Source organism: Halorubrum rutilum (genome assembly GCF_042665015.1).
GTDB lineage: Archaea > Halobacteriota > Halobacteria > Halobacteriales > Haloferacaceae > Halorubrum > Halorubrum rutilum.
The window spans coordinates 424643-445781 of sequence record NZ_JBHTBL010000005.1 but is presented as its reverse complement, the minus strand read 5'-3'; the positions used below and the strand labels follow the sequence as shown (position 1 = coordinate 445781).

18 protein-coding genes and 1 pseudogene are annotated in these 21139 nt (G+C 73.2%); 10 read left to right on the top strand and 9 right to left on the bottom strand.

Going from position 1 to position 21139, the window contains the following annotated elements; translation table 11 throughout:
* Nucleotides 1-63: 63 nt before the first annotated feature.
* On the bottom strand, nt 64-1014 hold the full coding sequence (locus tag ACFQMF_RS08525; RefSeq protein WP_256408987.1) for a hypothetical protein: 951 nt from the start codon (nt 1012-1014) through the stop codon (nt 64-66).
* Between the two features lie 223 nt (nt 1015-1237).
* Here ACFQMF_RS08525 and ACFQMF_RS08520 point away from each other — a divergent pair, with 223 nt between their 5' ends.
* The 3 genes from ACFQMF_RS08520 to ACFQMF_RS08510 are packed head-to-tail and all read left to right on the top strand — an operon-like array spanning nt 1238 to nt 5215.
* Nucleotides 1238-2206, top strand: a complete 969-nt coding sequence (locus ACFQMF_RS08520; protein WP_256408988.1) for an ABC transporter ATP-binding protein — start codon at nt 1238-1240, stop codon at nt 2204-2206.
* Nucleotides 2203-4116: an ABC transporter permease family protein gene (locus ACFQMF_RS08515; protein WP_379791837.1), complete on the top strand. Its 1914-nt coding sequence runs from the start codon at nt 2203-2205 to the stop codon at nt 4114-4116. The genes ACFQMF_RS08520 and ACFQMF_RS08515 overlap by 4 nt, the downstream gene beginning before the upstream one ends.
* Nucleotides 4109-5215, top strand: coding sequence for an ABC transporter permease (locus tag ACFQMF_RS08510; protein ID WP_256408990.1), 1107 nt, complete (start codon nt 4109-4111; stop codon nt 5213-5215). The genes ACFQMF_RS08515 and ACFQMF_RS08510 overlap by 8 nt, the downstream gene beginning before the upstream one ends.
* Before the next feature lie 18 nt (nt 5216-5233).
* On the opposite strand, the pseudogene ACFQMF_RS08505 reads toward ACFQMF_RS08510, so the two are convergent.
* Both ACFQMF_RS08505 and ACFQMF_RS08500 read right to left on the bottom strand, forming a co-directional pair.
* A pseudogene (locus tag ACFQMF_RS08505) lies at nt 5234-5873 on the bottom strand (trimeric intracellular cation channel family protein).
* A complete protein-coding gene (locus tag ACFQMF_RS08500) occupies nt 5870-6622 on the bottom strand; it encodes a DUF2797 domain-containing protein (protein WP_256408991.1) in 753 nt (250 codons plus the stop codon). The pseudogene ACFQMF_RS08505 and the gene ACFQMF_RS08500 overlap by 4 nt, the downstream one beginning before the upstream one ends.
* Before the next feature lie 155 nt (nt 6623-6777).
* Between ACFQMF_RS08500 and ACFQMF_RS08495 the strand changes: the two genes are divergently transcribed.
* Nucleotides 6778-7209, top strand: coding sequence for a CBS domain-containing protein (locus ACFQMF_RS08495; protein ID WP_379791835.1), 432 nt, complete (start codon nt 6778-6780; stop codon nt 7207-7209).
* A gap of 55 nt (nt 7210-7264) precedes the next feature.
* Here the strand turns inward: ACFQMF_RS08495 and menD are convergent, their stop codons facing one another.
* Nucleotides 7265-9178, bottom strand: coding sequence for a 2-succinyl-5-enolpyruvyl-6-hydroxy-3-cyclohexene-1-carboxylic-acid synthase (menD, locus tag ACFQMF_RS08490; protein ID WP_256408993.1), 1914 nt, complete (start codon nt 9176-9178; stop codon nt 7265-7267).
* A gap of 69 nt (nt 9179-9247) precedes the next feature.
* A complete protein-coding gene (locus tag ACFQMF_RS08485) occupies nt 9248-10183 on the bottom strand; it encodes a DUF1028 domain-containing protein (RefSeq protein WP_256408994.1) in 936 nt (311 codons plus the stop codon).
* A 141-nt stretch (nt 10184-10324) separates the two neighbouring features.
* Between ACFQMF_RS08485 and ACFQMF_RS08480 the strand changes: the two genes are divergently transcribed.
* Nucleotides 10325-11020: a nucleotide exchange factor GrpE gene (locus tag ACFQMF_RS08480; RefSeq protein WP_256408995.1), complete on the top strand. Its 696-nt coding sequence runs from the start codon at nt 10325-10327 to the stop codon at nt 11018-11020.
* Between the two features lie 12 nt (nt 11021-11032).
* Here the strand turns inward: ACFQMF_RS08480 and surE are convergent, their stop codons facing one another.
* Nucleotides 11033-11896 carry a 5'/3'-nucleotidase SurE gene (gene surE, locus ACFQMF_RS08475; RefSeq protein ID WP_256408996.1) on the bottom strand — a complete coding sequence of 288 codons (864 nt, stop codon included), beginning with the start codon at nt 11894-11896 and terminating at the stop codon, nt 11033-11035.
* Nucleotides 11897-12019: 123 nt separating this feature from the next.
* On the opposite strand from surE, the gene ACFQMF_RS08470 reads away from it, so the two are divergent.
* Entirely contained in the window at nt 12020-12367 is a 348-nt protein-coding gene (locus ACFQMF_RS08470; protein WP_256408997.1) for a DUF5798 family protein, read from the top strand.
* A gap of 8 nt (nt 12368-12375) precedes the next feature.
* Here the strand turns inward: ACFQMF_RS08470 and ACFQMF_RS08465 are convergent, their stop codons facing one another.
* Nucleotides 12376-12939 (bottom strand): acyltransferase, encoded by a 564-nt coding sequence (locus tag ACFQMF_RS08465; protein ID WP_256408998.1) that lies wholly within the window; start codon nt 12937-12939, stop codon nt 12376-12378.
* A 208-nt stretch (nt 12940-13147) separates the two neighbouring features.
* Nucleotides 13148-14476, bottom strand: a complete 1329-nt coding sequence (purD, locus tag ACFQMF_RS08460) for a phosphoribosylamine--glycine ligase (RefSeq protein ID WP_256408999.1) — start codon at nt 14474-14476, stop codon at nt 13148-13150.
* A 143-nt stretch (nt 14477-14619) separates the two neighbouring features.
* Between purD and ACFQMF_RS08455 the strand changes: the two genes are divergently transcribed.
* Entirely contained in the window at nt 14620-16845 is a 2226-nt protein-coding gene (locus ACFQMF_RS08455) for a thioredoxin domain-containing protein (protein ID WP_256409000.1), read from the top strand.
* Nucleotides 16846-16886: 41 nt separating this feature from the next.
* Nucleotides 16887-17987, top strand: a complete 1101-nt coding sequence (locus ACFQMF_RS08450) for a geranylgeranyl reductase family protein (protein ID WP_256409001.1) — start codon at nt 16887-16889, stop codon at nt 17985-17987.
* Between the two features lie 58 nt (nt 17988-18045).
* Here ACFQMF_RS08450 and ACFQMF_RS08445 read toward each other — a convergent pair whose 3' ends face one another.
* Nucleotides 18046-18510, bottom strand: a complete 465-nt coding sequence (locus ACFQMF_RS08445) for a TRAM domain-containing protein (RefSeq protein WP_256409002.1) — start codon at nt 18508-18510, stop codon at nt 18046-18048.
* A gap of 191 nt (nt 18511-18701) precedes the next feature.
* On the opposite strand from ACFQMF_RS08445, the gene ACFQMF_RS08440 reads away from it, so the two are divergent.
* Both ACFQMF_RS08440 and ACFQMF_RS08435 read left to right on the top strand, forming a co-directional pair.
* A complete protein-coding gene (locus ACFQMF_RS08440) occupies nt 18702-19886 on the top strand; it encodes a mandelate racemase/muconate lactonizing enzyme family protein (RefSeq protein WP_303654754.1) in 1185 nt (394 codons plus the stop codon).
* A 389-nt stretch (nt 19887-20275) separates the two neighbouring features.
* A complete protein-coding gene (locus ACFQMF_RS08435) occupies nt 20276-21133 on the top strand; it encodes a peroxidase family protein (RefSeq protein ID WP_256409004.1) in 858 nt (285 codons plus the stop codon).
* Nucleotides 21134-21139 lie beyond the last annotated feature (6 nt).

Below are 21139 nucleotides of genomic sequence, written 5' to 3'. Positions count from 1 at the left end.
TCGCCGTCCGCACTCCTCGTCCCGCCCTGTCTCCCGTCGTCCCGTTCTCCGCCGTCTCGCTCCTCACCGCTCCGGGCGGTCCGTCTCGCGACGCTCCCCGACCTCCGAGCCCCTCTCCCCGACCTCCGAGTCCGTCTCCGGGACGCCGAGCTCCTCCGCTTCCGTCGGCGCTCGGCCGAGCATGGCCCGCAGCGACGACCACGCCTGTCGCCTGTCGCCGCCCTTCGAGAGCGGGATTCCGACGAACGACGCCGCCGGGTGCGTCGTCTCCGGCCCGAGGTGGTCCATGTGCGCGGAGACCCACGTGAACACGACGGACAACGCCGTGAGCACGGCGAACGAGACCCAGGATTCGACCGGGGAGAGGCCCGCCGCCCCGACCGCGACGCCGGCGATGACGTAGACGAAGGCGACGAAGATCAGGAGGACCGTCACCGTCGCCAACAGGTCGTTGACCGCGGTGACGCGGGCGTTGTAGTCGATCCACTCGGCGTAGCTCCGGAGGAGCCGCTCGTCGAACCCGGCGTCCCCTCCGGGACCGTCCGGCCCCGGTTCCACGCCGGAGCGCTCGCGGGCGACCACGGCGTCGACGGCGTCTATCGACAGCCCGCCGCGGAGGTCGGAGGCGGTGTAGGTGACGGCGGCCAGTCCGGTCGACGCGAGCAGGAGGAGCCCGCCGACGACGGTGAAGGGGTTCAGGAAGACGGCCAGGTCGACCGTCGTCTGGACGACGATGGAGCCGCCGGTGACGACGATCCCGATGAGCAGCAGGTTCGCCTTCAGGATCTCGATCGCCTTGTTGTCGATCTCGCGGAGCCGCTCGACCTGGTAGTCGAACGTCCGCTGGAGCTCCTCGCGAGTCGTCCCCGCGACCGCGGGGTCGACGGCGGGCTCCGGGGCCCCCGCGTCGGGGGGAGCGACGGCCGACCCCCCGTCGGCCGCGTCGCCCGCGTCGGGGGCGTCGCCGTCGGCGGGGCGGCGCTGACGGTCGGTCGCGTCCCCTCGGTCGGTCATGCGACGGGGTTCTCGCAGGGGCGCCGTAAGGCTACCGGCGGCCGTGGGGCCGTGTCCCGGTGACGCGACCCGACCGACCCCCGCGGGACGCTGGCCCGTCTCCACGTGTGTCACGAGGCGCGACGTCCCGGCCAGCGGCGCGACACCCGCGTCCCCGACCGCCGTTCTCGCGGCTGATAGCCGCGGAGGTGGGTTTAACCCGGGCCGCGGCCGACCGCGATCCATGATCGAGGTGGCGGGGCTGCGGAAGGCGTACGGCGACTTCGCGGCGGTCGTCGACAGCGACTTCTCCGTCGCGGAGGGCGAGGTGTTCGGCATCGTCGGCCCGAACGGCGCCGGGAAGACGACGACGCTGAAGGTGCTCGCCGGGCTCGTCGAGCCAACCGAGGGCGAGGTCGAGGTCGCCGGCTTCCCCTCCGACGACCCGGAGATGCGACGGCGGCTCGGCTTCCTCCCCGAGGAGTCGCCCTTATACGAGGAGATGACCCCGCTGTCGTACCTGGAGTTCTTCGCCGACCTGTACGACGTGCCGAGCGACGTCGCCGACGAGCGCATCGCGGCCGCGCTCGACCGGCTCGAACTGGACCACCGCGAGCGCCGGCTCGGCGACATGTCGAAGGGGATGAAACGCAAGGTCGCGATCGCAAGGTCGCTCGTCAACGACCCGGACGTGCTCGTGTACGACGAGCCGGCCTCCGGGCTCGACCCGGTGACGACGAACTCCGTGCTGGAGTTCACTCGGGAGCTGCGCGCGGCCGGCAAGACCGTCGTCTTCTCCGCGCACAACCTCTACCACGTCGAGTCCGTCTGCGACCGCGTCGTGGTGATGAACGAGGGCCGGATCGTCGCCCGCGGGAGTGTCGACGGGATCCGCGAGCGACACGGCGAGACGACGTACCACGTGTTCACCGACGTCGCGCCCGCCGCCACCGACCGGCTGGGCGAGACCCTCGACGACCCCGAGGGCGCGACCGAGGCGGTCGGCGACCGGTTCCGAACCGCCGTGCCCGACATGGACGCGGTCGAGGCCGTCCGGGCGGCCGCCGCGGAGGCGGGCGGGGAGGTCGTCGACATCCGGACCCGCGAGCCGAGCCTGGAGGACGTGTTCCTCGACATCGTCGGGCGGCCGATGCCCGGGCGGTACGCCGCCGGGAGCGGGGCGATCGAGGGGGTCGAGGAGGGGGCCGAGTGATCGACCGGCTCCGGAGGGTCCTCCGGGTCGCGCGCTGGGAGGTCGCCCGCGCCGGCGGCGGGGTCGACCGCCGCACGCTGGCCGCGGCGCTCGCGCTCGTACTCGTCGCCGGCGCCGTCCTCGGCGGGGGGCTCGCGGTCGGCGCGGTCGGGCTCGACGTCGACCGCGACGTGTACCGCGTCGCCGTCGACGGCGACTCCCCGTACGCGGACGCGGTCGAGGCGGCGCCCGCGCTGACGCACGTGCCCGTCGACGGCGCCGCGCTCGGCGACACGGCGGACCTCGTCGTCCTCGACCGGCGGAGCGGGTCCGGCGGCGTCGAGTCCGTCGCCGTCGGCGCCGGCGACATGCGGAAGGGCGAGGCCGCGGCCGCCGAGTTCCGCGAGGCCGTCGAGGCGCACAACGAGCGGCTGATGGCGGCCGAGGAGAACGCGACCGCCGCCTTCCCGGTCACCGTCACCCTCCGGTACGTCGGGCGGACGAGCGCGCTCGACGACGGCCCGACGCTCGGGGAGGGGGGTGACAGCGACGATGGCGGTTCGGGCGACGGGAGCGGGGGCGGTTCGGGAAGCGGCGACGGCGACGGGACCGACGCCGCGACCGGCGACACCGCGACCGACGACGCCGCGAGCAACGCCGGAAGCGGGGGCGGCGGCCTCGCCGTCCCCTCGGTCGGCGGCGGGACGTTCGGCGCCGACACGGTCGGCTCGCCGGGGTCGATCTCGCCGCCGTTCCCCTTCGTCTCGCTGCTCCTGGCGTTCGTCTTCCTCGTCCCGATGAACTTCATCATCCAGGCGTACGGCTCCTCGGTGCTCGACGAGCGCACGAACCGGCGGGGGGAGCCCCTGCTCGTCACGCCGCTCTCCCCGGTCGACATCGTCGCGGGGAAGACCCTCCCGTACGTCGCGGCCGCGCTCCTCGTCACGACCCTCATCGCGGTCGCCGTGGGCGGCGGCGCCCTCTCGGTGGTCGCCGTGCTCCCCGTCGCCCTAGCGTTCCTCGGGGCCACGTTCGTCGGCGCGATGTTCGCGCGGTCGTTCAAGGAGCTCACCTTCGTCACGGTCGGCGTCAGCGTGCTCCTCACGACGTACGCGTTCGTCCCCGCCGTCTTCACCAACGTGACGCCCGTCGCGCTGGTGTCGCCGCTGACGCTCGTCGTCTTCGACCTGCAGGGCGAGGCCGTCTCGGCCGGCGAGGCGCTCTTTTCGACCGCGCCGATGTCGCTGGGCGCCGCGCTCCTGTTCGGGCTCGGGCTCGGCGTCTACCGGGAAGAGGACATGTTCACCCAGAAGCCGGTGGCGCGGAAGCTCCTCGACGCGCTCGCGGTGCGGCTCTCGGCGGTCGAGGACGCCGGACTCGGTGACCTCGCCGACCGCCGGCGGCTCCGCGCGCTCGGCTCGGTGGCGTTCCTCACCGCCTGCGCGATCCCCTTCGTCTTCGTCGCGGAGCTGCTGGCGGTCGCGACGCTGTTCGCGCTCCCCGTGACGGTCTCGATCCCGGTGCTCCTCGTGACGATCGCCTTCGTCGAGGAGGTCGCCAAGAGCGTCCACCTCTACGCCGGCTTCGAGCGCGGCGTCTTCGCCCGGACCGACCGGGTCGCCGTCGCGGTCGGGCTCGCCTCCGCGGTCGGCTTCTTCCTCGCCGAGAAGGCCACGGCGGTCGTGCAGGCGGTCGGGCTCACCGAGCTGTACGTCGGCCGGGCCGCGTTCGGGAGCGTCGCCGGCGTGGAGGGGCTCCCGCCGGTCGTCCTCGCAGCGCTGCTGTTCGCGCCCCTCGTCCTCCACGGCCTCGCCACGACCGTCGCCGCGGTCGGGGCGAGCCGGGACCGGACGCGCTACGCGCTGACGCTGGCGCTGGCGACGCTTATCCACGCCGCGTACAACTTCGGGGTGGTGAGCCTCCATGGGTGACGCCGACCGGGCGGAACGCGACGGGGCGGAACGAGGCGACGCGACCGCCGGGCGGAGCGGCCGCCTCACGATCGCGGGCCGGGAGCTCGCGGGCCTGCGCGCCGAGAAGACGATCCTGCTGGCGATCGCGATCCAGCTGTTCATCGCCGCGTTCTCCTCGTTCCTCGTCGTCGGGCTCGTCTCGATGTACGACCCCGGCGCGCTCGGCGGCGCGGAGGTCGAGGTGGCCGGCGCGGGCGACGCCGTGAGCGACCTCGAACGCGCCGCGAGCGAGGTCGACGGGGCCTCGGTGACGCGCTACGAGGACGCCGCCGCCGCGCGCGTCGCCTTCGAGCGCAACGCCGCCGACGCGGTGGTGGTCGCGGACCGGAGCGACGACGGGCGGGTCGTCGCGAGCGTCACGGCGCCGGACGCGACGGTCGAGACGACCGTGATCGTCGTCCAGCTCCGGGCGCTGCTGCGGACCTACGAGCGACAGGAGCGCGCCGACCGGGCCGCCTCCCTGAGCCAGTCGCCGCTCCCCCTGCCGGACCGGACCGGCTCCAGCCCGTACTTCACGTTCACGTACACGGTGTTGATCCCCGTCCTCGTCTTCCTCCCCGTCTTCATCTCCGGGTCGCTCGCCGTCGATTCGATCACCGAGGAGATCGACGAGGGGACGCTGGAGCTGCTCCGGGTCGCCCCGGTCACGCTGGGGGAGATCGTCGACGGGAAGGCGCTCGCGGCGGTCGCGATCGCCCCCGGACAGGCGCTGCTGTGGCTGCTCCTGCTCCGCGCGAACGGGACGTCCGTCGCCAACGTCCCGCGGATCCTCGCGTTGATGACCGCGCTGACGACGCTCGTCGTCGCGCTCGCCGTCGCCGTCTCGGCGCTCGCGCCCGACCGGCGGGCCGCGCAGTTCCTCTACTCGATCGGCGTCTTGGTCCTGTTCGGCGGCGCCACGGCGATGGCGGGCGGCCCGGCCAACGCGGTCGCGCGGCTCGCGATCGACAGCGCTGACGCGGCGACGACCGCCCTCGTCGTCGCCTACGTCGGCATCGCGGCGGTCGCGTACGTCGGCGTGCGGGGCCTCGTCGCGGAGAACGGGTTCGAGGGCTGAACGCTCCGAGGGCGGGGCTCACCACTCGCCGGTGACGCGCTCCACGAACCGTTCGACCCACCCGGCGGTCGGGAGCCGCCAGCCGTACGCGACCGCGACCAGGCGCGAGCCCGCCCAGCGCGCCCAGCGCGCCGACGGCCCAGTACGCGGTCCCGCCGAGCACCGCGGGGCTCGCGTAGAAGTCGTCGAAGAGGATGAACGGCGCGCGGTCGAGGAGGATGTCCGCGAACGCGCCGCCGCCGACCGCGTTGATCGTCGCGATGGCGACGACGCCGAACGCGGAGACGCCCGCGTCGGTCGCCACGATCGCGCCGGTCGTCGCGAAGGCGGCGAGCCCGACGGCGTCCGCGACGAGGGTGACCGGGTGCGTGTCGGGGTCGGCGAGCGCGACGCTGAGGGCGACGGCCAGGCCGACGCCGACGAGGCCGAGGGCGATCTCCGCGGGCGACCGGAGGGCGAGCGGGACCCGGTTCACGAGGAGATCGCGGGTCACGCCCCCGGCGAACGCCATCGCCAGCCCGACGACCGCGACGCCGAACAGGTCGAACTCCTCCCGGATCGCCTTCGTCGAGCCGACAAGCGCGAACGCGACCAGGCCGATCGTGTTCATCGCGGCGAACGGGTCGCCGAACAGGGTCGCCGCGAGCCCGCCCGTCACTCCCCGAACGCCCCCAGGCTCGACTGCAGTTCGCGGTCCGGCACCTCGTCGGCCAGCTCGCGGCCGACCAGCTCGCGGGCGTCGACCGCGTACGTCGAGCCGCCGCGGTCGAGCACGAGTACCCGGCCCTTCCAGCCGCGCACCGTGCCGGCCGCCATCGTCTCCGCCACGGGGCGCTCGTCGAGGTCGAGCCCGTAGTCGAAGTCGAAGCGCTCGATCGGGTCGAACCGATCGAGGAGCGCCTCCCACGCCGACTCGTCGACCGCGCGCCCGAACCCGGCGAGCTTCGTCGGCACCCGGACCCGGTCGACGAGGTCGTCGCCCTCCGCCAGCTCGGCCTCCACCCGTCGAGCGACGCGCCCGTCGGGAAACGTCCGGACGTGGGCGGCCCGGTCCGCGCCCTGCTCGCGGAGCCGCGTCTCCAGCCGCCACAGCCGCGTCACGCCGACCTTCAGCACGTCGGGGGCGAACGCGGCGAGGTAGAGCGCGTGCTCCTCGTGGCAGTCCATCTCGTCTTTCAGGCACGTCCCCGTGCACCGCGCGCACACCCAGACGCTCCCGTGGGCGTCGCAGTAGGGGGCCTCCGGGGCGTCGCAGGCGACGTGCTCGCCGTCGTGGACGGTGCCCGCGCAGCGGCGGTCGTCGAGGCCGTACGCGAGTTCCGTTCCGGCGTCGGCCTCGACGAACTCCACCGCGCCGCCGCTGGCGACGTAGAGCCCTTCGCCCGACTCGTAGCCCACGACCTGCACGCGCTCCCGTACGGGGAGCCGCGACTTATGAGCGTCGTCGGAGAGCCCGGGGCGAACGCGACCCGCGACGGACGCGACCCGAGGCTATCGCCGCGACTCGGGGGACACCGGCGCAAGAGTCAACACCGTTCGAGCCTCCTAGGTGATCTTTGATGATGGACTCCGACGACCCGCTCGCGGACGTCTTCGTCGCGAACGTCATGACCGAACCGGTCGAGACGATCGACCCCGGGGCCTCGGCGGCGACGGCGGCGCGGCGACTGGTCGAGTCGGACATCGGCTCGATCTTAGCGGGCGCCGAGTCGCTACCGCCCGACGGCATCCTCACCGAGTCCGACTTCGTCGCTCTCGCCGCCGAGGGGCGGGACCCCACGACGACGACGGTCGAGGAGTGGATGAGCTCCCCCGTGATCACGGTGAGCCCGTCCGACTCGATCGGGGCGGCGGCCCGGACGATGGCCGACCGCAACGTGAAGAAGCTCCCGGTGGTCGAGCCGGAGACCGCCGGGCTCGTCGGGATCGTGACCACGACCGACGTGGCGCGGTACGTCCCGGTCCACGAGTTCCACCCGGAGGAGACCGGCTGACCGGTCCGACGCCGCGAGGCCCGCCCGGGCCGTGGGCGGGCGGCCGCGACCGAGTTCAGTCCGGGCCGTCGCCGTGGACCGCCGCCTCGACCGCCGCCGCGAGGCGCTCGCGCGTCCGGTGGCTCGACTCGGCGTCGGTCCGGACCTCGATCAGGTGGGAGCCGTCGGCGTCCCGCGCTCTCGCGCACGCCGCTTCGAGCTCCGCGGCGGCGTCGACCGGGTCCCCGACCGCTTCCGGCCGCGCGTCGATCCGGGCGTACGCCAGCCCGTGGAGGTCGGCCAGCGGCTCGAACTCGACGCCGTGAGGCGTCTTGAACGACTCCGTGAACTCGGGCTCGAACGACTCGACCGGGAGCGCGTGGAAGATCCCGCCGCCGTCGTTGTTGATCAGCACGACCGTCGCGTCGACGTCGCACCGGTCGATCGCGAGCAGACCGTTCGCGTCGTGGTACAGCGCGAGGTCGCCGACGACGAGGGTGAGGTGGTCCGTCGTCGCCGAGCCCGCCCCGAGCGCGCTGGAGACGATCCCGTCGATGCCCGAGACGCCGCGGTTGCCGAGGGCGGTGACGCTCGCCGTGGTCGGGCCGACGAACCGGTCGAGGTCGCGGACGGGCATCGAGTTCGAGACGAACAGCGTCGCCGGGTCCGGGAGCGCGTCGGCGACCGCGCGGAGCGCGTCGCCCTCGTGGAAGCCGACCGGACCGGACGAGTCGGGGAGCGCGTCTCCGCCCTCGCTCCCGGTCGCCTCCCGCTCCCGGCCGTGTATCTCCCGGGCGACGCGGTCGGCCTCCTCCCACTGCGCGCGCCAGTCCGGGTCGCCGCCGCCTCCGCCGACGAGCCGGGAGAGGCGGGCGCAGAGGCGGCTCGGCTCGGCGACGACGAGGTCGGTCGCGGCGAACTCGGCCTCGCGCCACCGGCCCGCGGGGTCGACTTGGTACTGGTCGGCGCCGGTCCCGGCGAGGTACTTCCGGAGGTTCTTCGAGGTGGGCGACGCGCCGAGCCGGAGGACGACCTCGGGGTCGGTCCACCCGGTCGCGGGGCCGTCGCCCACGCCCCCGCCGCCGTCGCTCTCGCCGTCGCCGGCGTCGCCCTCGCCCGCGACGTCCGCCGAGAGGTACGCGTCGTACGCGCCGATCACGGGGGCGACGCGGGTGTGGCCGCCGTACCGGACGTTCGAGAGCGGGTCGGCGACGATCGGGAAGCCGGTCGCGTGCGACAGCGCCGTCACCGACTCGGCGTCGATCCCGGGCGGGTCCGCGGGGCCGGCGACGATCAGCCCGCGGTCGGTCGCCCCGAGCTCGTTCGCGAGCGTCCGGAGCCCGTCGTCGCCCGGCTCGGGCGACCCGGGCGTCACGTCGACGTAGGGGCCGTCGCGACCGGCCTCGGCGACCGGATCGAGGTCCGCGGGCACGTCGCCCGGCACCCGCGTCGGCTCCAGCGGCTTCTCGAACGGGACGTTGAGGTGGACCGGGCCGGGGTCGGCGCCCTCGGCGGTCGCCACGGCCCGACCCACGGTGGTCCGCAGCGACCGGAGCGCGCGGTCGTTCGGCGCCGGCTCGGGGAGGTCCTTGTAGAAGCGGACGGCGTCGCCGTACAGCTTCTCCTGGTCGGCGGTCTGGTTGGCCCCCGAGTCGCGGAGCTCCGGCGGGCGGTCGGCCGTGAGCGCGAGCAGGGGGACGCGGCCCTCGCTCGCCTCCATCACGGCCGGGTGGTAGTTGGCGGCGGCGGTGCCGGAGGTGCAGATCAGCGGCGCGACGCTCCCCGTCCGCCGGGCGCGGCCCAGCGCGAAGTAGGCGGCGGAGCGCTCGTCCAGCTGGGAGAAGACGCGGAGGTCGTCGTGGCGGACGGCGGCCATCGTCAGGGGCGTGGAGCGGCTGCCCGGCGAGACGACGACGCTGTCGACGCCCGCGGCGACGAGCTCGTCGACGAGCGCTCGCCCCCACAACGCGTTCCGGTTCGGCGCGGTCATTGCCACCGCTTGGGGGTCGATATTTAAATACTCCCGCGGGTCGGCGGCGACACCGGCCGCCGCTCCGTTTCAAACTCGGTCGAGCCGCGAGATCCCGTGCCAGACGGCGTCGACGAGGCGGTCCTCGCCCTCGCCCTCGGCGTCGGCCCAGCCGCGGGCGATCGCGTCCTCCAGCACCGGGAGGGGGTGGTTCTCGAAGTTGTTCATCCCGCGGAACGTCTCCAGCGCCTCGCGCTGGGGCGCGCCGAAGGCGTCGACGCCGGTCGCGTCGCCCTCGTCGAGGAAGCCGAGGTCGGCGAGCGTCGCCGCGACCGCCGCGGCGGGGTCGCCCGTCAGCTCCCGGGTCTCGTCGGGCGCCTCGCGCTCCAAGAGGGTGACGTCGTACAGCTTGAAGACGCGCTCCAACTCGTCGATCGGGCTGTCGTGGTCGTCGACGCGCACGTCGATCCACCGGTCGTTGCGGCCGTCGTACCCGCCCTCTGGCTTGGCGACGTACAGCGCGGCCGACTGCTCGCCCCGCCTGTCGCCGCCCGCCTCGTTGCCGGCGTGGAGCGCGGCGATCAGCCGCTCCGGGAACCCGCCGTCGGTCTCCTCGAACGCGTCAGCCATCGCCGTGAGGGTCTCTTCGTTCTCCAAGATGTTCCCCTGTACGGTGTAGTCGTCGCCCTGCAGATCGCCCGCGTAGTCGTGGCACTCGTCGCCGGTGAACGCGGCCGGCTCGCCGTCGAGGCCGACGATCCCGACCTGCCGGGAGGGCGCCTCGTCGTCGGGGGCGGTGAGCTCGTCGATCGCGTCGGCGGCGTCGCGACCCTCGCGGAGGCGGTCGAGCCCGTCGGGGCCGTAGGCGACGTTCGCGAAGCTCTGCGTGGCGACCGCGCCGGCGTCCGCGCTCACGAACGGGACGAGCGCGCCGACACCGATGAACTTCGACTGAACGGCGACGCCGACGGCGCCGGTCCCCGGGTCGCGGGCGGCGATCGAGAACGTCGAGGGACGAGGTGGCATGTGGATGGCGGATGGGCGGCCGCCCTCATAAATCCGGTCGCGGCCGCCGAGGGGGGCCGGTGGCGACGGGTCCCGCCGGCCGGTCCGCCGCCCCGGCCGCGTTCTGCAACGCTTATGCCCGCCGACCGACTTCGATCGGGTATGAGCGACGACGACGCCGTCGACGTCGAGGTCGAGTCCCCCGACGACGCCGCGGGCGACGCGGCGAGCGCGAACGGCACGGCGGAGGCGACCGCCGAGGAGGCGAACGGCGAGTCGGCGGGCGACGCCGACGCGGGCGGCGACGCCCGGAGCGGCGAGGGCCGCGAGGCGCTGGCCGCCGAAGTCGCCGAGCACGACGAGGCGCTCGCGCGGGAGGTCGCGGCGCTGGAGGCGGAGCTCGCCGAGACGCGCGAGGAGCTGCTGGACGCCGAGGCGGAGGTCGAGGAGCTGACGAGCAAGCTCGCCCGCGTGAAGGCGGACTTCAGCAACTACAAGCAGCGCGCCAAGCGCAAGCAGGAGGAGATCCGCGAGCGCGCCTCCGAGAAGCTCGTCGAGCGCATCGCCCCGGTCCGGAACGACCTCCTGCGCGCGCTCGACCAGGAGGAGGGGAGCGACCTCCGCCCCGGCGTCGAGTCGACGCTGGAGAAGTTCGACGAGGTGCTCGCCGAGGAGGGCGTCGAGCCGATCGACCCCGACCCGGGCGACGAGGTCGACCCGTCCCGCCACCAGGTGATGCTTCGCGTCGAGAGCGATCAGCCCGAGGACACCGTCCACGAGGTGTACGAGCCCGGCTACGAGATGGGCGACCGCGTCGTCAGCGAGGCGAAGGTCACCGTCAGCGCCGACGAGTCGTAGTCCGCGTCCGACTCACTCCCCGTCGGCGTCGTCCGCCCCGTACCGGTCCGCGAGCTCGTCGAGCCCCGCGTCCCGCTCGGCGGCGTGGGGCACCGACAGCGGCGAGACCGACACCTCGCCGTCGACGACCGCGCGGCGGTCGGTGCCGACCGGGTCCGGCACGTCCGCCGGCGTCATCCGCCCCCAGATCGGGTCGGAGATGGCGACGCCGCCGTCGCCGTCGGCGGTCGCCTCCATGCCGTACCACTCCGAGGGGGCGGTGACGCGCATCGGCGCGGGGTCGACCGCGGCGTCGCTCGGGGCGGATTCGTCCGCGGCCGACGCCTCCCCCCCGTCGCCCGCGGCCGGCTCCGCCATCGGCGCGTTCACGTTCAGGTAGTCGGCGCGCTCGAAGGCGCCGGCCTCCGGGGCCTCGTCGACGAGGAACCGCGTGGCGCGGACGGCGTGCGCGAACGACTCGGGGGGCAGCTCCCGCTTCCACCAGTCGTCGCCGCCGGGCACGTACATCGACGCCGCGATCCCGGGGACGCCGAAGAACGCCCCCTCGACGACCGCCGAGACGGTCCCGGACCGCCCGAGCGTGTACGCGCCGAGGTTGGCGCCCTCGTTGCAGCCGGCGACCACGAGGTCGGCGTCGGGGACGAGCTCGTCGAGGCCGGCGACGACGCAGTCGACGGGCGTCCCGTCGACGGCGTACCCCAGCTCGTGCTCCGCGACGTCGACGTCGGCGGAGATGGCGCGGCCGATCGAGGAGCGGTCGCCCGTCGGCGCGACCGCAACCACGTCGTAGTCGGGCGCGAGCGCGTCGTACAGGGCGCGGAGCCCGGCGGCGTCGACGCCGTCGTCGTTCGTCAACAGGATCCGCTCGACGCTCATACCGCCACGTCGGGCGGTTCGGACAAAAGCCCACCGTCGGCGGGGGTCGGTTCGAGCGGGGCCGCTCCGTCCCGACCACCGCGAACGGAAAAGCCCACGTGTCCCGGGCCCCCACAACCCGATATGGGATTCGGGGACACGGCGAAGAAGATCCAGACGCTCGCCGACAAGGCCGAGCGCACGTACCAGAAGATCAACGAGCTCCGCAGCGAGGTCGAGGAGACGCAGACGACCGTGCTCGACACCTCCGAGCGCGTCCAGCGGCTGGAAAACGAGATGGCCGAGCAGCGGGCCGTCCTCGACGCGGTCGCGCGCGAGGTCGGCGTCGACTTGGAGAGCGTCAGCACCGAGGCGCACATCGCCGAGGCCGAGCGCGCTGCCGCGGAGGGTGCGCCCGAGGACGCGACCGACGACGCCGCCTCCGCCGAGAGCGACGGCGGGGAACCGACCGACGACGACGACGCGGCGTAACCGACGCCTCAGTCGACCCCGGCCGCCTCCTCGCCGGCCTCCTCACCGGCCCGCGAGACGACCTCGGCCGGCACCCCCGCGACCGTCGTCTCGGGCGGCACGTCGTCGGCGACGAGCGAGTTGGCGGCGACGCGCGCACCCTCGCCGACCGTGACGCCCGGCAGGACGACCGCGCCGGCCCCGATCATCGCGCCCTCCTCGACGACGACGTCGCCGAGGCGGTACTCGTCGCGGAGGAACTCGTGGCACAGCAGCGTCGCGTCGTAGCCGATTATCGCGTCGTCACCGACGGCGATCCGCTCCGGCCAGAACACGTCCGGCGTCGACTCCAACCCCCACGCGACGCCGGTTCCGACCGCGACGCCGATCCGCCGCAGCAGCCAGTTCTTCAGCCGCAGGCTCGGGCAGATCCGGGCGAGCACGATCGCGACGTAGTTGCGGACGACGACGAGGGGCGACTTCGCGTCCGGCCACGACCACAGCGAGTTGCGCGGTCCGGGCGTCGGGTGGCGGTCTAGCTGGTCGGTCCGAGAGCCGTCCTCCACCGCCGCGCCGCCGTCCTCGTGAGTCACGAGGGACCGTTCGGACGGCGTGGTTAAAAGGATCGCCGACGCGACGGTTCAAGTCGGATGCCGCGACCAGCACCCGTACGACCTGACGAGGGCCCACGGCCGGCCGAGACGGGTGCGCGGTCGACCGCCGTGCGGACGCGACCGACGACCGCCTGTTCGCCACGCCGCACAGGGTCCCGCTCGTCCGGCGGCCCGCTCGGTCGCCCGCCTACTCCCGCAGCTCGTCCATGTGTTCGATCCGCCGCTCGACGAGGTCGGCCTTCCCGACGTCGTGGCGGATCCGGAGCCCGTCGCCGGCGGCCGAGAGCCCCGCCTCGGCCTGTCGCTCCGCGGCGGCGATCGAGTCGCCCCGCCCCACGACAGCGAACGACCGCGAGGTGGTCGTGTACAGCCCGTCGTCGCGCTCGTCGACGCTGGCGTAGTAGAGCAGCGCGTCACCCACGCTCTCCTCGTCGACGGCGATTTCCGCGCCCGCGTCGGGGTCGACCGGGTACCCGTCCGGCACGGCGTACTTGCAGACGGTCGCCTCGCCGGAGAAGGTCAGTTCGGGGAGCGCGTCGCCGGACTGCGTCCGGCTGCCAGAGGCGCGTTGCGCCTCGCTGTCGCCGTCGCGAGCGGCCGTCAGCACGTCGATGAACGGCGTCTCCAGGACCGGCAGCGTGTTCATCGCCTCCGGGTCGCCGAAGCGCGCGTTGAACTCGACGACCTTCGGCCCCGCGTCGGTGAGCATGAACTGGCCGTAGAGGACGCCCTTGTAGTCGGGAAGCGCGTCGACGACCGCTTCCAGCACGTCGACGGCGGCCGCGTAGTCGCCCTCGGCCATGAACGGCAGCGACGGGCCCGTGTCCGAGTACGACCCCATCCCGCCGGTGTTCGGTCCCTCGTCGCCCTCGTAGGCGCGCTTGTGGTCCTGGACCGCCGGCGTCGTCCGCAGGTCGCCGTTCGCGACGAACGCCTGCACCGTGAACTCCTCGCCGACGAGGCGCTCCTCCAGCACGACGCGGTCGTAGCCGGCGTCGCGGAGGTACGCCTTGGCCTCCTCGCTCGTCACCTGATCGCCGATCACCTTCACGCCCTTGCCGCCCGTGAGGCCGGCCGGCTTCACCGCGAGGTCGCCGTCGTAGTCGTCGATGTAGTCGCAGGCCGCCTCGGTGTCGTCGAACACCGCGTAGTCCGGACAGCCGGGGATCGACGCCTCCTCCATGAACTCGCGCTGGTACGCCTTGTCCGTCTCCAGCCGCGCCTCCTCGGCCCGCGGGCCGAACGCGTAGACGCCGGCGTCGTCGAGCGCGTCGGCGACGCCCGCCGCCAGCGACGACTCGGGGCCGATCACCGCGAGGTCGGCACCCACGTCGGTCGCGTACTCCGCGACGGCCTCGGCGTCGGTCTCGTCGATCGCCTCGAACCCCTCCGCCAGCCGGCGGATACCCGGATTGCGATTGCTCGCGCAGGCGTACAGCGCGCAGTCGTCGGCGACCGCGCGGGCGATCGCGTGCTCGCGGCCGCCGCCCCCCACCAGCAGTACGGTGTCGGTCATACGGGACGGGTGAGTGCACGGTAGTGTAAGCGTTACTCTCTCAGGGCGGCGAGATACGCAGGGACGTGGATCAACCGCGGGAACGGATCCCGAAGACGCGGCTCGTGTGACGGCTTTTTGCCTCGGCGGGGCGAACCGGGCGTATGACACAGCCGACGTCGCGGAACCGCCTCGACGAGGAGGCGAGCCCGTACCTCCGGCAGCACGCGGACAACCCGGTCAACTGGCAGCCGTGGGGCGACGGGGCCTTCGAGCGCGCCCGTGAGCACGACGTCCCGGTGTTTGTCTCGATCGGCTACTCTTCCTGTCACTGGTGTCATGTGATGGCCGAGGAGAGCTTCGAGGACGAGGGAGTCGCAGAGGTGCTCAACGACGGGTTCGTGCCGATCAAGGTCGACCGCGAGGAGCGTCCCGACGTGGACAGCACGTTCATGACCGTCTCCCAGCTCGTCACGGGCGGCGGCGGCTGGCCGCTGTCCGCGTGGTGCACGCCCGACGGGAAGCCGTTCTACGTCGGGACCTACTTCCCACCCGAGCCGCGCCGCAATCAGCCCGGGTTCCGCGACCTCTGCGAGCGCATCGCCGACTCGTGGGCCGACCCGGAACAGCGCGAGGAGATGAAGCGCCGGGCCGAGCAGTGGACGACGAGCGCCCGCGACGAGCTGGAGTCCGTCCCCGACGCGGGAACCGGGCCCGACGAGGACGACGCCCACCCTTCCGGCGCCGACCTCCTCGACGAGGCCGCCGCGGCCGCGATCCGCGGGTACGACGACGAGTACGGCGGGTTCGGCAGCGGCGGCGCGAAGTTCCCGATGCCGGGCCGGATCGATCTCCTCATGCGCGCGTACGCTCGAAGCGGCCGTGACGCCGCGCTGACGGCCGCGACCGGCACTCTCGACGGGATGGCCCGCGGCGGGATGTACGATCAGATCGGCGGCGGCTTCCACCGGTACGCGACCGACCGGCGGTGGACGGTGCCGCACTTCGAGAAGATGCTGTACGACAACGCGGAACTCCCCATGGTGTACCTCGACGGCTACCGCCTGACCGGCGACCCCGCCTACGCCCGGATCGCGAGCGAGACGCTCGGCTTCCTCGATCGAGAGCTCCGCCACGAGGGCGGCGGCTTCTTCAGCACGCTCGACGCTCGGAGCGCACCGCCGGAGGGCCGGCGGGGAGATGCGAGCGACGGTGACGGAAGCGGGCACGCCGACGTCGAGGGCGCCTTCTACGTCTGGACGCCCGCCGAGGTCGACGCGGTCCTCGACGAGCCGGCCGCGTCGCTGGCGAAGGCGCGGTACGGGATCGAGCCGGGCGGGAACTTCGAGCGCGGCACGACCGTGCCGACGATCGCGGCGTCGGTCGCGGAGCTGGCCGAGGAGCACGACCTCGCGGTCGACGAGGTCCGCGAGCGCCTGACCGAGGCCCGCGTCGCGCTGTTCGAGGCGCGGGAGTCGCGCCCGCGGCCCGCCCGCGACGAGAAGGTGCTCGCCGCGTGGAACGGCCGGGCGATCTCCGCGTTCGCGAGGGCGGGGGGCGTCCTCGGCGAGGGGTACGCCGCGATCGCCCGCGAGGCGCTCGACTTCTGCCGCGATCGGCTCTACGAAGCCGACACGGGGGAACTCGCCCGCCGCTGGCTCGATGGCGACGTCCGCGGGCCGGGGTACCTCGACGACCACGCGTTCCTCGCGCGCGGCGCGCTCGACGTGTACGCCGCCACCGGCGACCCGGAGCCGCTCGGGTTCGCGCTGGAGCTGGCCGAGACGATCGTCGACGAGTTCCACGACGCCGACGACGGGACGATCTACTTCACGCGGGACCCGGAAGCGGCGGACGACGGGGAGGCCCCCGCGGGCGACGGCGCCCTGTTCGCCCGCCCGCAGGAGTTCACCGACCGCTCGACGCCGTCGAGCCTCGGCGTGGCGGCCGAGACGCTGGCGCTGCTCGACGGCTTCCGGACCGACCGCGAGTTCGCGGCGGTCGCGGAGGCGGTCGTGACGACCCACGCGGACCGGGTCCGCGCGAGCCCGCTGGAGCACGTCTCGCTGGTGCGGGCGGCCGAGCGCTTCGAGACGGGCGGGATCGAGGCGACGATCGCCGCCGACGCGGTGCCGGACGCGTGGCGCGAGACGCTCGGCGAGCGGTACCTCCCGGGCGCGCTCGTCGCGCCCCGACCGCCGACCGAGGCGGGGCTGGACGCGTGGCTCGACCGGCTCGGCATGGGCGAGGCGCCGCCGATCTGGGCCGGCCGCGACGCCGTCGACGGCGAGCCGACGGCCTACGTCTGCGAGGGGCGGACCTGCTCGCCGCCGGAGACCGACCTCGACGCGGCGCTGACGTGGCTGGCGGAGCGGCGCGAGCCGGAGTGAGTCGCGTCGCAGTTATATGCGTCCGACTCGACGCCACTGACATGCGCGATTTCGTCGTCGTCGGCGCCGGCCCGCCGGGCTCCCGGTTCGCCAGGCGCGCGGCCGAGGCCGGCCGCGACGTCGTCGTCTTCGAGAAGGGGACGGTCGGCGAGCCGCTGGCGTGCTCGGGGCACGTCTCCGACGACGTCTGGGGATACGTCCCCGACGCGGCCCGCGACCGGCTCCGGCAGAACCGGGTGTACGGCGCGCGGTTCCACGTCGGCGGTCCCGGCTCGACGGCGTACCCGTTCTACAAGGATCGACCCGTCTCGAACGTGATCGACCGCGTCGGGCTCGACCGGACGCTCGCCGACTGCGCGCGCGAGGCGGGCGCCGACGTGCGCGAGGGCCACACCGTCCTCGACGTGGACGAGCGGCCGGACCGCGTCGCCGTCGAGGTCCGGACCCCCGACGGCGACGTGGAGACAGTCGAGGCGCGGATGGTCGCCGGCTGCGACGGCCCCACCTCCCGCGTGCGCCGGTCGCTCGACCTCCCCGAACCGGACGAGCTGCTCCACGGCGTGCTCGCCTTCGACGACGCCCCGGACGACGGCGACCTCGTCGACGTCCACCTCACCGCGCCGACGTTCTTCGCGTGGCGGATCCCGCGGGGCGACGCGGGCGTCGAGTACGGGCTCGCGGCGCCCCCCAGCGACGACGTCACGGCGATGTTCGACCGGCTCACCGACGCGTACGGCGCGACGACCGAGCGCTTCTGCTCCGGAGCGATCCCGGTCGGCCCCCCGGACCGGGTCACGACCGACCGCGCGTTCCTGATCGGCGACGCGGCCGCGCAGACGAAGCCGTTCACCGGCGGCGGGATACTGTACGGGATGACCGCGGCCGACGTGGCCGCGGACGCGATCGATCCCGGGGACCCCGCCACCCTCGCCGACTACGAGTCCGGCTGGCGGGACGAGATCGGCCGCGAGATCCTCCTCGGAAAGGGGATCCGTCGGTGCTACTCGCTGCCGGAACCCGTACAGCGGCTCGGCCTGCGGGCGCTGTCGGGCGAGATCGGCGTCCACATGGACCGCCCGAGTTCCTTTTTCTCGGCGACGCACCTCCGGCGGCTGTTCTCGCGGAGCGACCCGCCGGAGTGACCGGGACGGTCTTCCAATTAACCGAAACGGCGTTTAAGACGGCGCCCGGACGCGACCGTTACTCCCCGACGACCTCGGCGAAGGAGACGTTCTCGCGGACGCTCGTGATCTCGACGGTCGGCTCGTCGCCCGGCTCGGAGTCGGGGACGATGACGACGTAGCCGCGCTCGATCTTCGCGATCCCGTCGCCCTTGTCGCCGAGCGTCTCGATCGTGACCTCGCGGACGTCGCCCTCGGAGACCGGCGGTCCGGCGGCCGCGTCGCCGGGGGAGCGCGCCGCGGAACTCCCCGTCCCGTTACCGGTGACGCCGCGGTCCGTCGACGATGCGTCGGCCGCGGAGCCGGTCGAGGCGGCGGCCTCGTCGCCCCCGCCTCGGGCTATCAGCGCGACGCGGTAGGTCCCGCCGGGCTCGACCGTCCCGTGCTCGATTTCCGAAGCGGGGACGGCGACGACGTGGTCGCCGTCCCGCTCCTCGACCTCTCCGGTGAACAGACACGCGAGCGAATCGGTGATCTCGACCATGGGCCACGTTGCGAACACGGTAATGAAAAGCTCCCTATTCGCGCTCCGGCGCACGGGCTTCCCCCGCGCGGATCCCCGGGGCGCGAGCGGGCCGAACGCGCCCGAACGCAAACGTTTACCCCGTTCCGAATGAATCGCGGGCCGTGAGCCGAAACTACGAGTCGCTCCACGACCCGAACGCGGAGTACACGATGCGGGAGCTCTCCGCGGAGACGATGGAGGTCACGGGCTCGCGGGGCGGGGGCCGCGACGTCGAGATCACGGACGTCCAGACGACGATGGTCGACGGGAACTTCCCGTGGACGCTCGTCCGCGTCTACACCGACGCGGGCGTCGTCGGCACCGGCGAGGCGTACTGGGGCGCGGGCGTTCCGGAACTCATCGAGCGCATGAAGCCGTTCGTCGTCGGCGAGAACCCGCTCGACATCGACCGCCTCTACGAGCACCTCATCCAGAAGATGTCCGGTGAGGGCTCGGTCGAGGGCGTCACCGTCACCGCGATCTCCGGCATCGAGGTCGCGCTCCACGACCTCGCCGGGAAGATCCTCGACGTGCCGGCCTACCAGCTGCTCGGCGGGAAGTACCGCGACCGGCTGCGCGTCTACTGCGACTGCCACACCGAGGCGGAGGCCGACCCGGACGCCTGCGCCGACGAGGCCGAGCGCGTCGTCGACGAGCTCGGCTACGACGCGCTGAAGTTCGACCTCGACGTCCCCTCGGGCCTGGAGAAGGACCGCGCGAACCGCCACCTCCGCCCGGGCGAGATCCGCCACAAGGCGGAGATCGTCGAGAAGGTCACCGAGCGCGTGAAGGACGAGGCGGACGTCGCCTTCGACTGCCACTGGACGTTCTCGGGCGGCTCCGCGAAGCGCCTCGCGGAGGCCATCAACGACCACGACGTGTGGTGGCTCGAAGACCCCGTCCCGCCGGAGAACCTGGAGGTGCAGGAGGAGGTCACCAAGGGCACGACCACGCCGATCGCGGTCGGCGAGAACCGCTACCGCGTCACGGAGCTGCGCCGGCTCATCGAGAACCAGGCGGTCGACATCGTCGCGCCCGACCTGCCGAAGGTCGGCGGGATGCGCGAGACCCGCAAGATCGCCGACGTGGCGAACCAGTACTACGTCCCGGTCGCGATGCACAACGTCGCGTCCCCGATCGCGACGATGGCGGCGACGCACGTCGGCGCCGCGATCCCGAACTCGCTCGCGATCGAGTACCACTCCTACGAGCTCGGCTGGTGGGAGGACCTCGTCGAGGAGGACGTCATCGAGGACGGCTACATCGAGGTGCCGGAGGAGCCGGGCCTCGGCGTCACGCTCGACATGGACACCGTCGAGGCGCACATGGTCGAAGGTGAGACGTTGTTCGACTGAGCGGAGCGAAGTCGAGCCGGATTGACGAGCGCAGCGAGTTTATCGGTGTTCGACTGAGCGGAGCGAAGTCGAGCCGGATTGACGAGCGCAGCGAGTTTATCGGTGTTCGACTGAGCGGAGCGAAGTCGAGCCGGATGGACGAGTCGCCCGCGTGACGCGAACCGACCTCGCGGCGGACCCGTCCGTCGGCGCCGACATTTTCTACGACTGATATTCGTCCCGGCGACCCGCACCCGTCGCGGGAACCGGCGTCCGAAACGCGTCGCTACTTCACCGTTCCCGGCGCCGAACGCGACGATCCGAGCGCAACCAGCAATATATTCCGGTACACAACGCGTTCACAATTTATTCAGAAAAATTGTTATATTTTCCCGTTGACGGGTGCCGGTATGTCAGCGGGAACACAGCTCAGGGGACGGGTCGTCGACGGGGACGAGGAGCCGCTGTCGGGTCGTATCGTCGTGGGAGAGCGACGGGGGACCGACGCGCCGGTCGGCCACTGGACCACCGACGGCGACGGCGCGTTCGTGATCGAGTCCGACGGGGGCGTCGACGGGGGAGCGCTCGACCCCGACGAGGTGACGTTCACGGTGCGGAACCCGATGCGGGGCGGCGCCAAGGAGCGCGTCCGGCGGCGGGAGCGGGTCGACCGCGGGGACGGCCTCGGCCTCCGGCTCGTCGTCGCCGCCCCGTCCGTCGCGATGCACGGCGCGAGCGAACACCGCGGGATGAACGACGCGGCGTGCACCGAGATGGGTCCGATCAGGAGCCACCGCTTCTACACCCAGTTCCCCCGGCTCGACGTGTACGAGCGCGACGAGGCGCTGTTGCGGACGCTCGGCGGCGCGGGAGACGACGGGACCGACGCGCCGATGATAGAGCCCGCGGACGACCCGGTCGGGGACGCCGAGACGCCGGCGGCGTACGGGATATTCGCCCAGTTCGTCGACCACGACATCACCTTCGACCCGACCTCCGACATCGACCGGCGGAACGACCCCGCGGCGCTCCGGAACTTCCGGACCCCCGCGCTCGACCTCGACTCCGTCTACCGCCACGGGAGCGAGACGGCGCCGTACCTCTACGATCACGAGGGCGACGAGGCCCACCTGATCACCGGGGAGGCCGAGGGGATCGGCGACCGCCCCGACGGGCTGCCCGGTACCGACCTCCAGCGGAACGGGCAGGGGCGGGCGCTGATCGGCGACCCCCGGAACGACGAGAACGTCGTCGTCTCCCAGCTCTAGCTCGCG

Excerpts from the sequence above, each read along its gene's own strand:
- purD (WP_256408999.1), bottom strand. The coding sequence starts at position 14,476 with ATGACCGACACCGTACTGCTGGTGGGGGGCGGCGGCCGCGAGCACGCG.
- ACFQMF_RS08495 (WP_379791835.1), top strand. The coding sequence starts at position 6,778 with ATGGACTCCGACGACCCGCTCGCGGACGTCTTCGTCGCGAACGTCATG.
- ACFQMF_RS08455 (WP_256409000.1), top strand. The coding sequence starts at position 14,620 with ATGACACAGCCGACGTCGCGGAACCGCCTCGACGAGGAGGCGAGCCCG.
- surE (WP_256408996.1), bottom strand. The coding sequence starts at position 11,896 with ATGAGCGTCGAGCGGATCCTGTTGACGAACGACGACGGCGTCGACGCC.
- ACFQMF_RS08450 (WP_256409001.1), top strand. The coding sequence starts at position 16,887 with ATGCGCGATTTCGTCGTCGTCGGCGCCGGCCCGCCGGGCTCCCGGTTC.
- ACFQMF_RS08525 (WP_256408987.1), bottom strand. The coding sequence starts at position 1,014 with ATGACCGACCGAGGGGACGCGACCGACCGTCAGCGCCGCCCCGCCGAC.
- ACFQMF_RS08485 (WP_256408994.1), bottom strand. The coding sequence starts at position 10,183 with ATGCCACCTCGTCCCTCGACGTTCTCGATCGCCGCCCGCGACCCGGGG.
- ACFQMF_RS08470 (WP_256408997.1), top strand. The coding sequence starts at position 12,020 with ATGGGATTCGGGGACACGGCGAAGAAGATCCAGACGCTCGCCGACAAG.
- ACFQMF_RS08440 (WP_303654754.1), top strand. The coding sequence starts at position 18,702 with ATGCGGGAGCTCTCCGCGGAGACGATGGAGGTCACGGGCTCGCGGGGC.
- ACFQMF_RS08480 (WP_256408995.1), top strand. The coding sequence starts at position 10,325 with ATGAGCGACGACGACGCCGTCGACGTCGAGGTCGAGTCCCCCGACGAC.
- ACFQMF_RS08510 (WP_256408990.1), top strand. The coding sequence starts at position 4,109 with ATGGGTGACGCCGACCGGGCGGAACGCGACGGGGCGGAACGAGGCGAC.
- ACFQMF_RS08445 (WP_256409002.1), bottom strand. The coding sequence starts at position 18,510 with ATGGTCGAGATCACCGATTCGCTCGCGTGTCTGTTCACCGGAGAGGTC.
- ACFQMF_RS08435 (WP_256409004.1), top strand. The coding sequence starts at position 20,276 with ATGTCAGCGGGAACACAGCTCAGGGGACGGGTCGTCGACGGGGACGAG.
- ACFQMF_RS08520 (WP_256408988.1), top strand. The coding sequence starts at position 1,238 with ATGATCGAGGTGGCGGGGCTGCGGAAGGCGTACGGCGACTTCGCGGCG.
- menD (WP_256408993.1), bottom strand. The coding sequence starts at position 9,178 with ATGACCGCGCCGAACCGGAACGCGTTGTGGGGGCGAGCGCTCGTCGAC.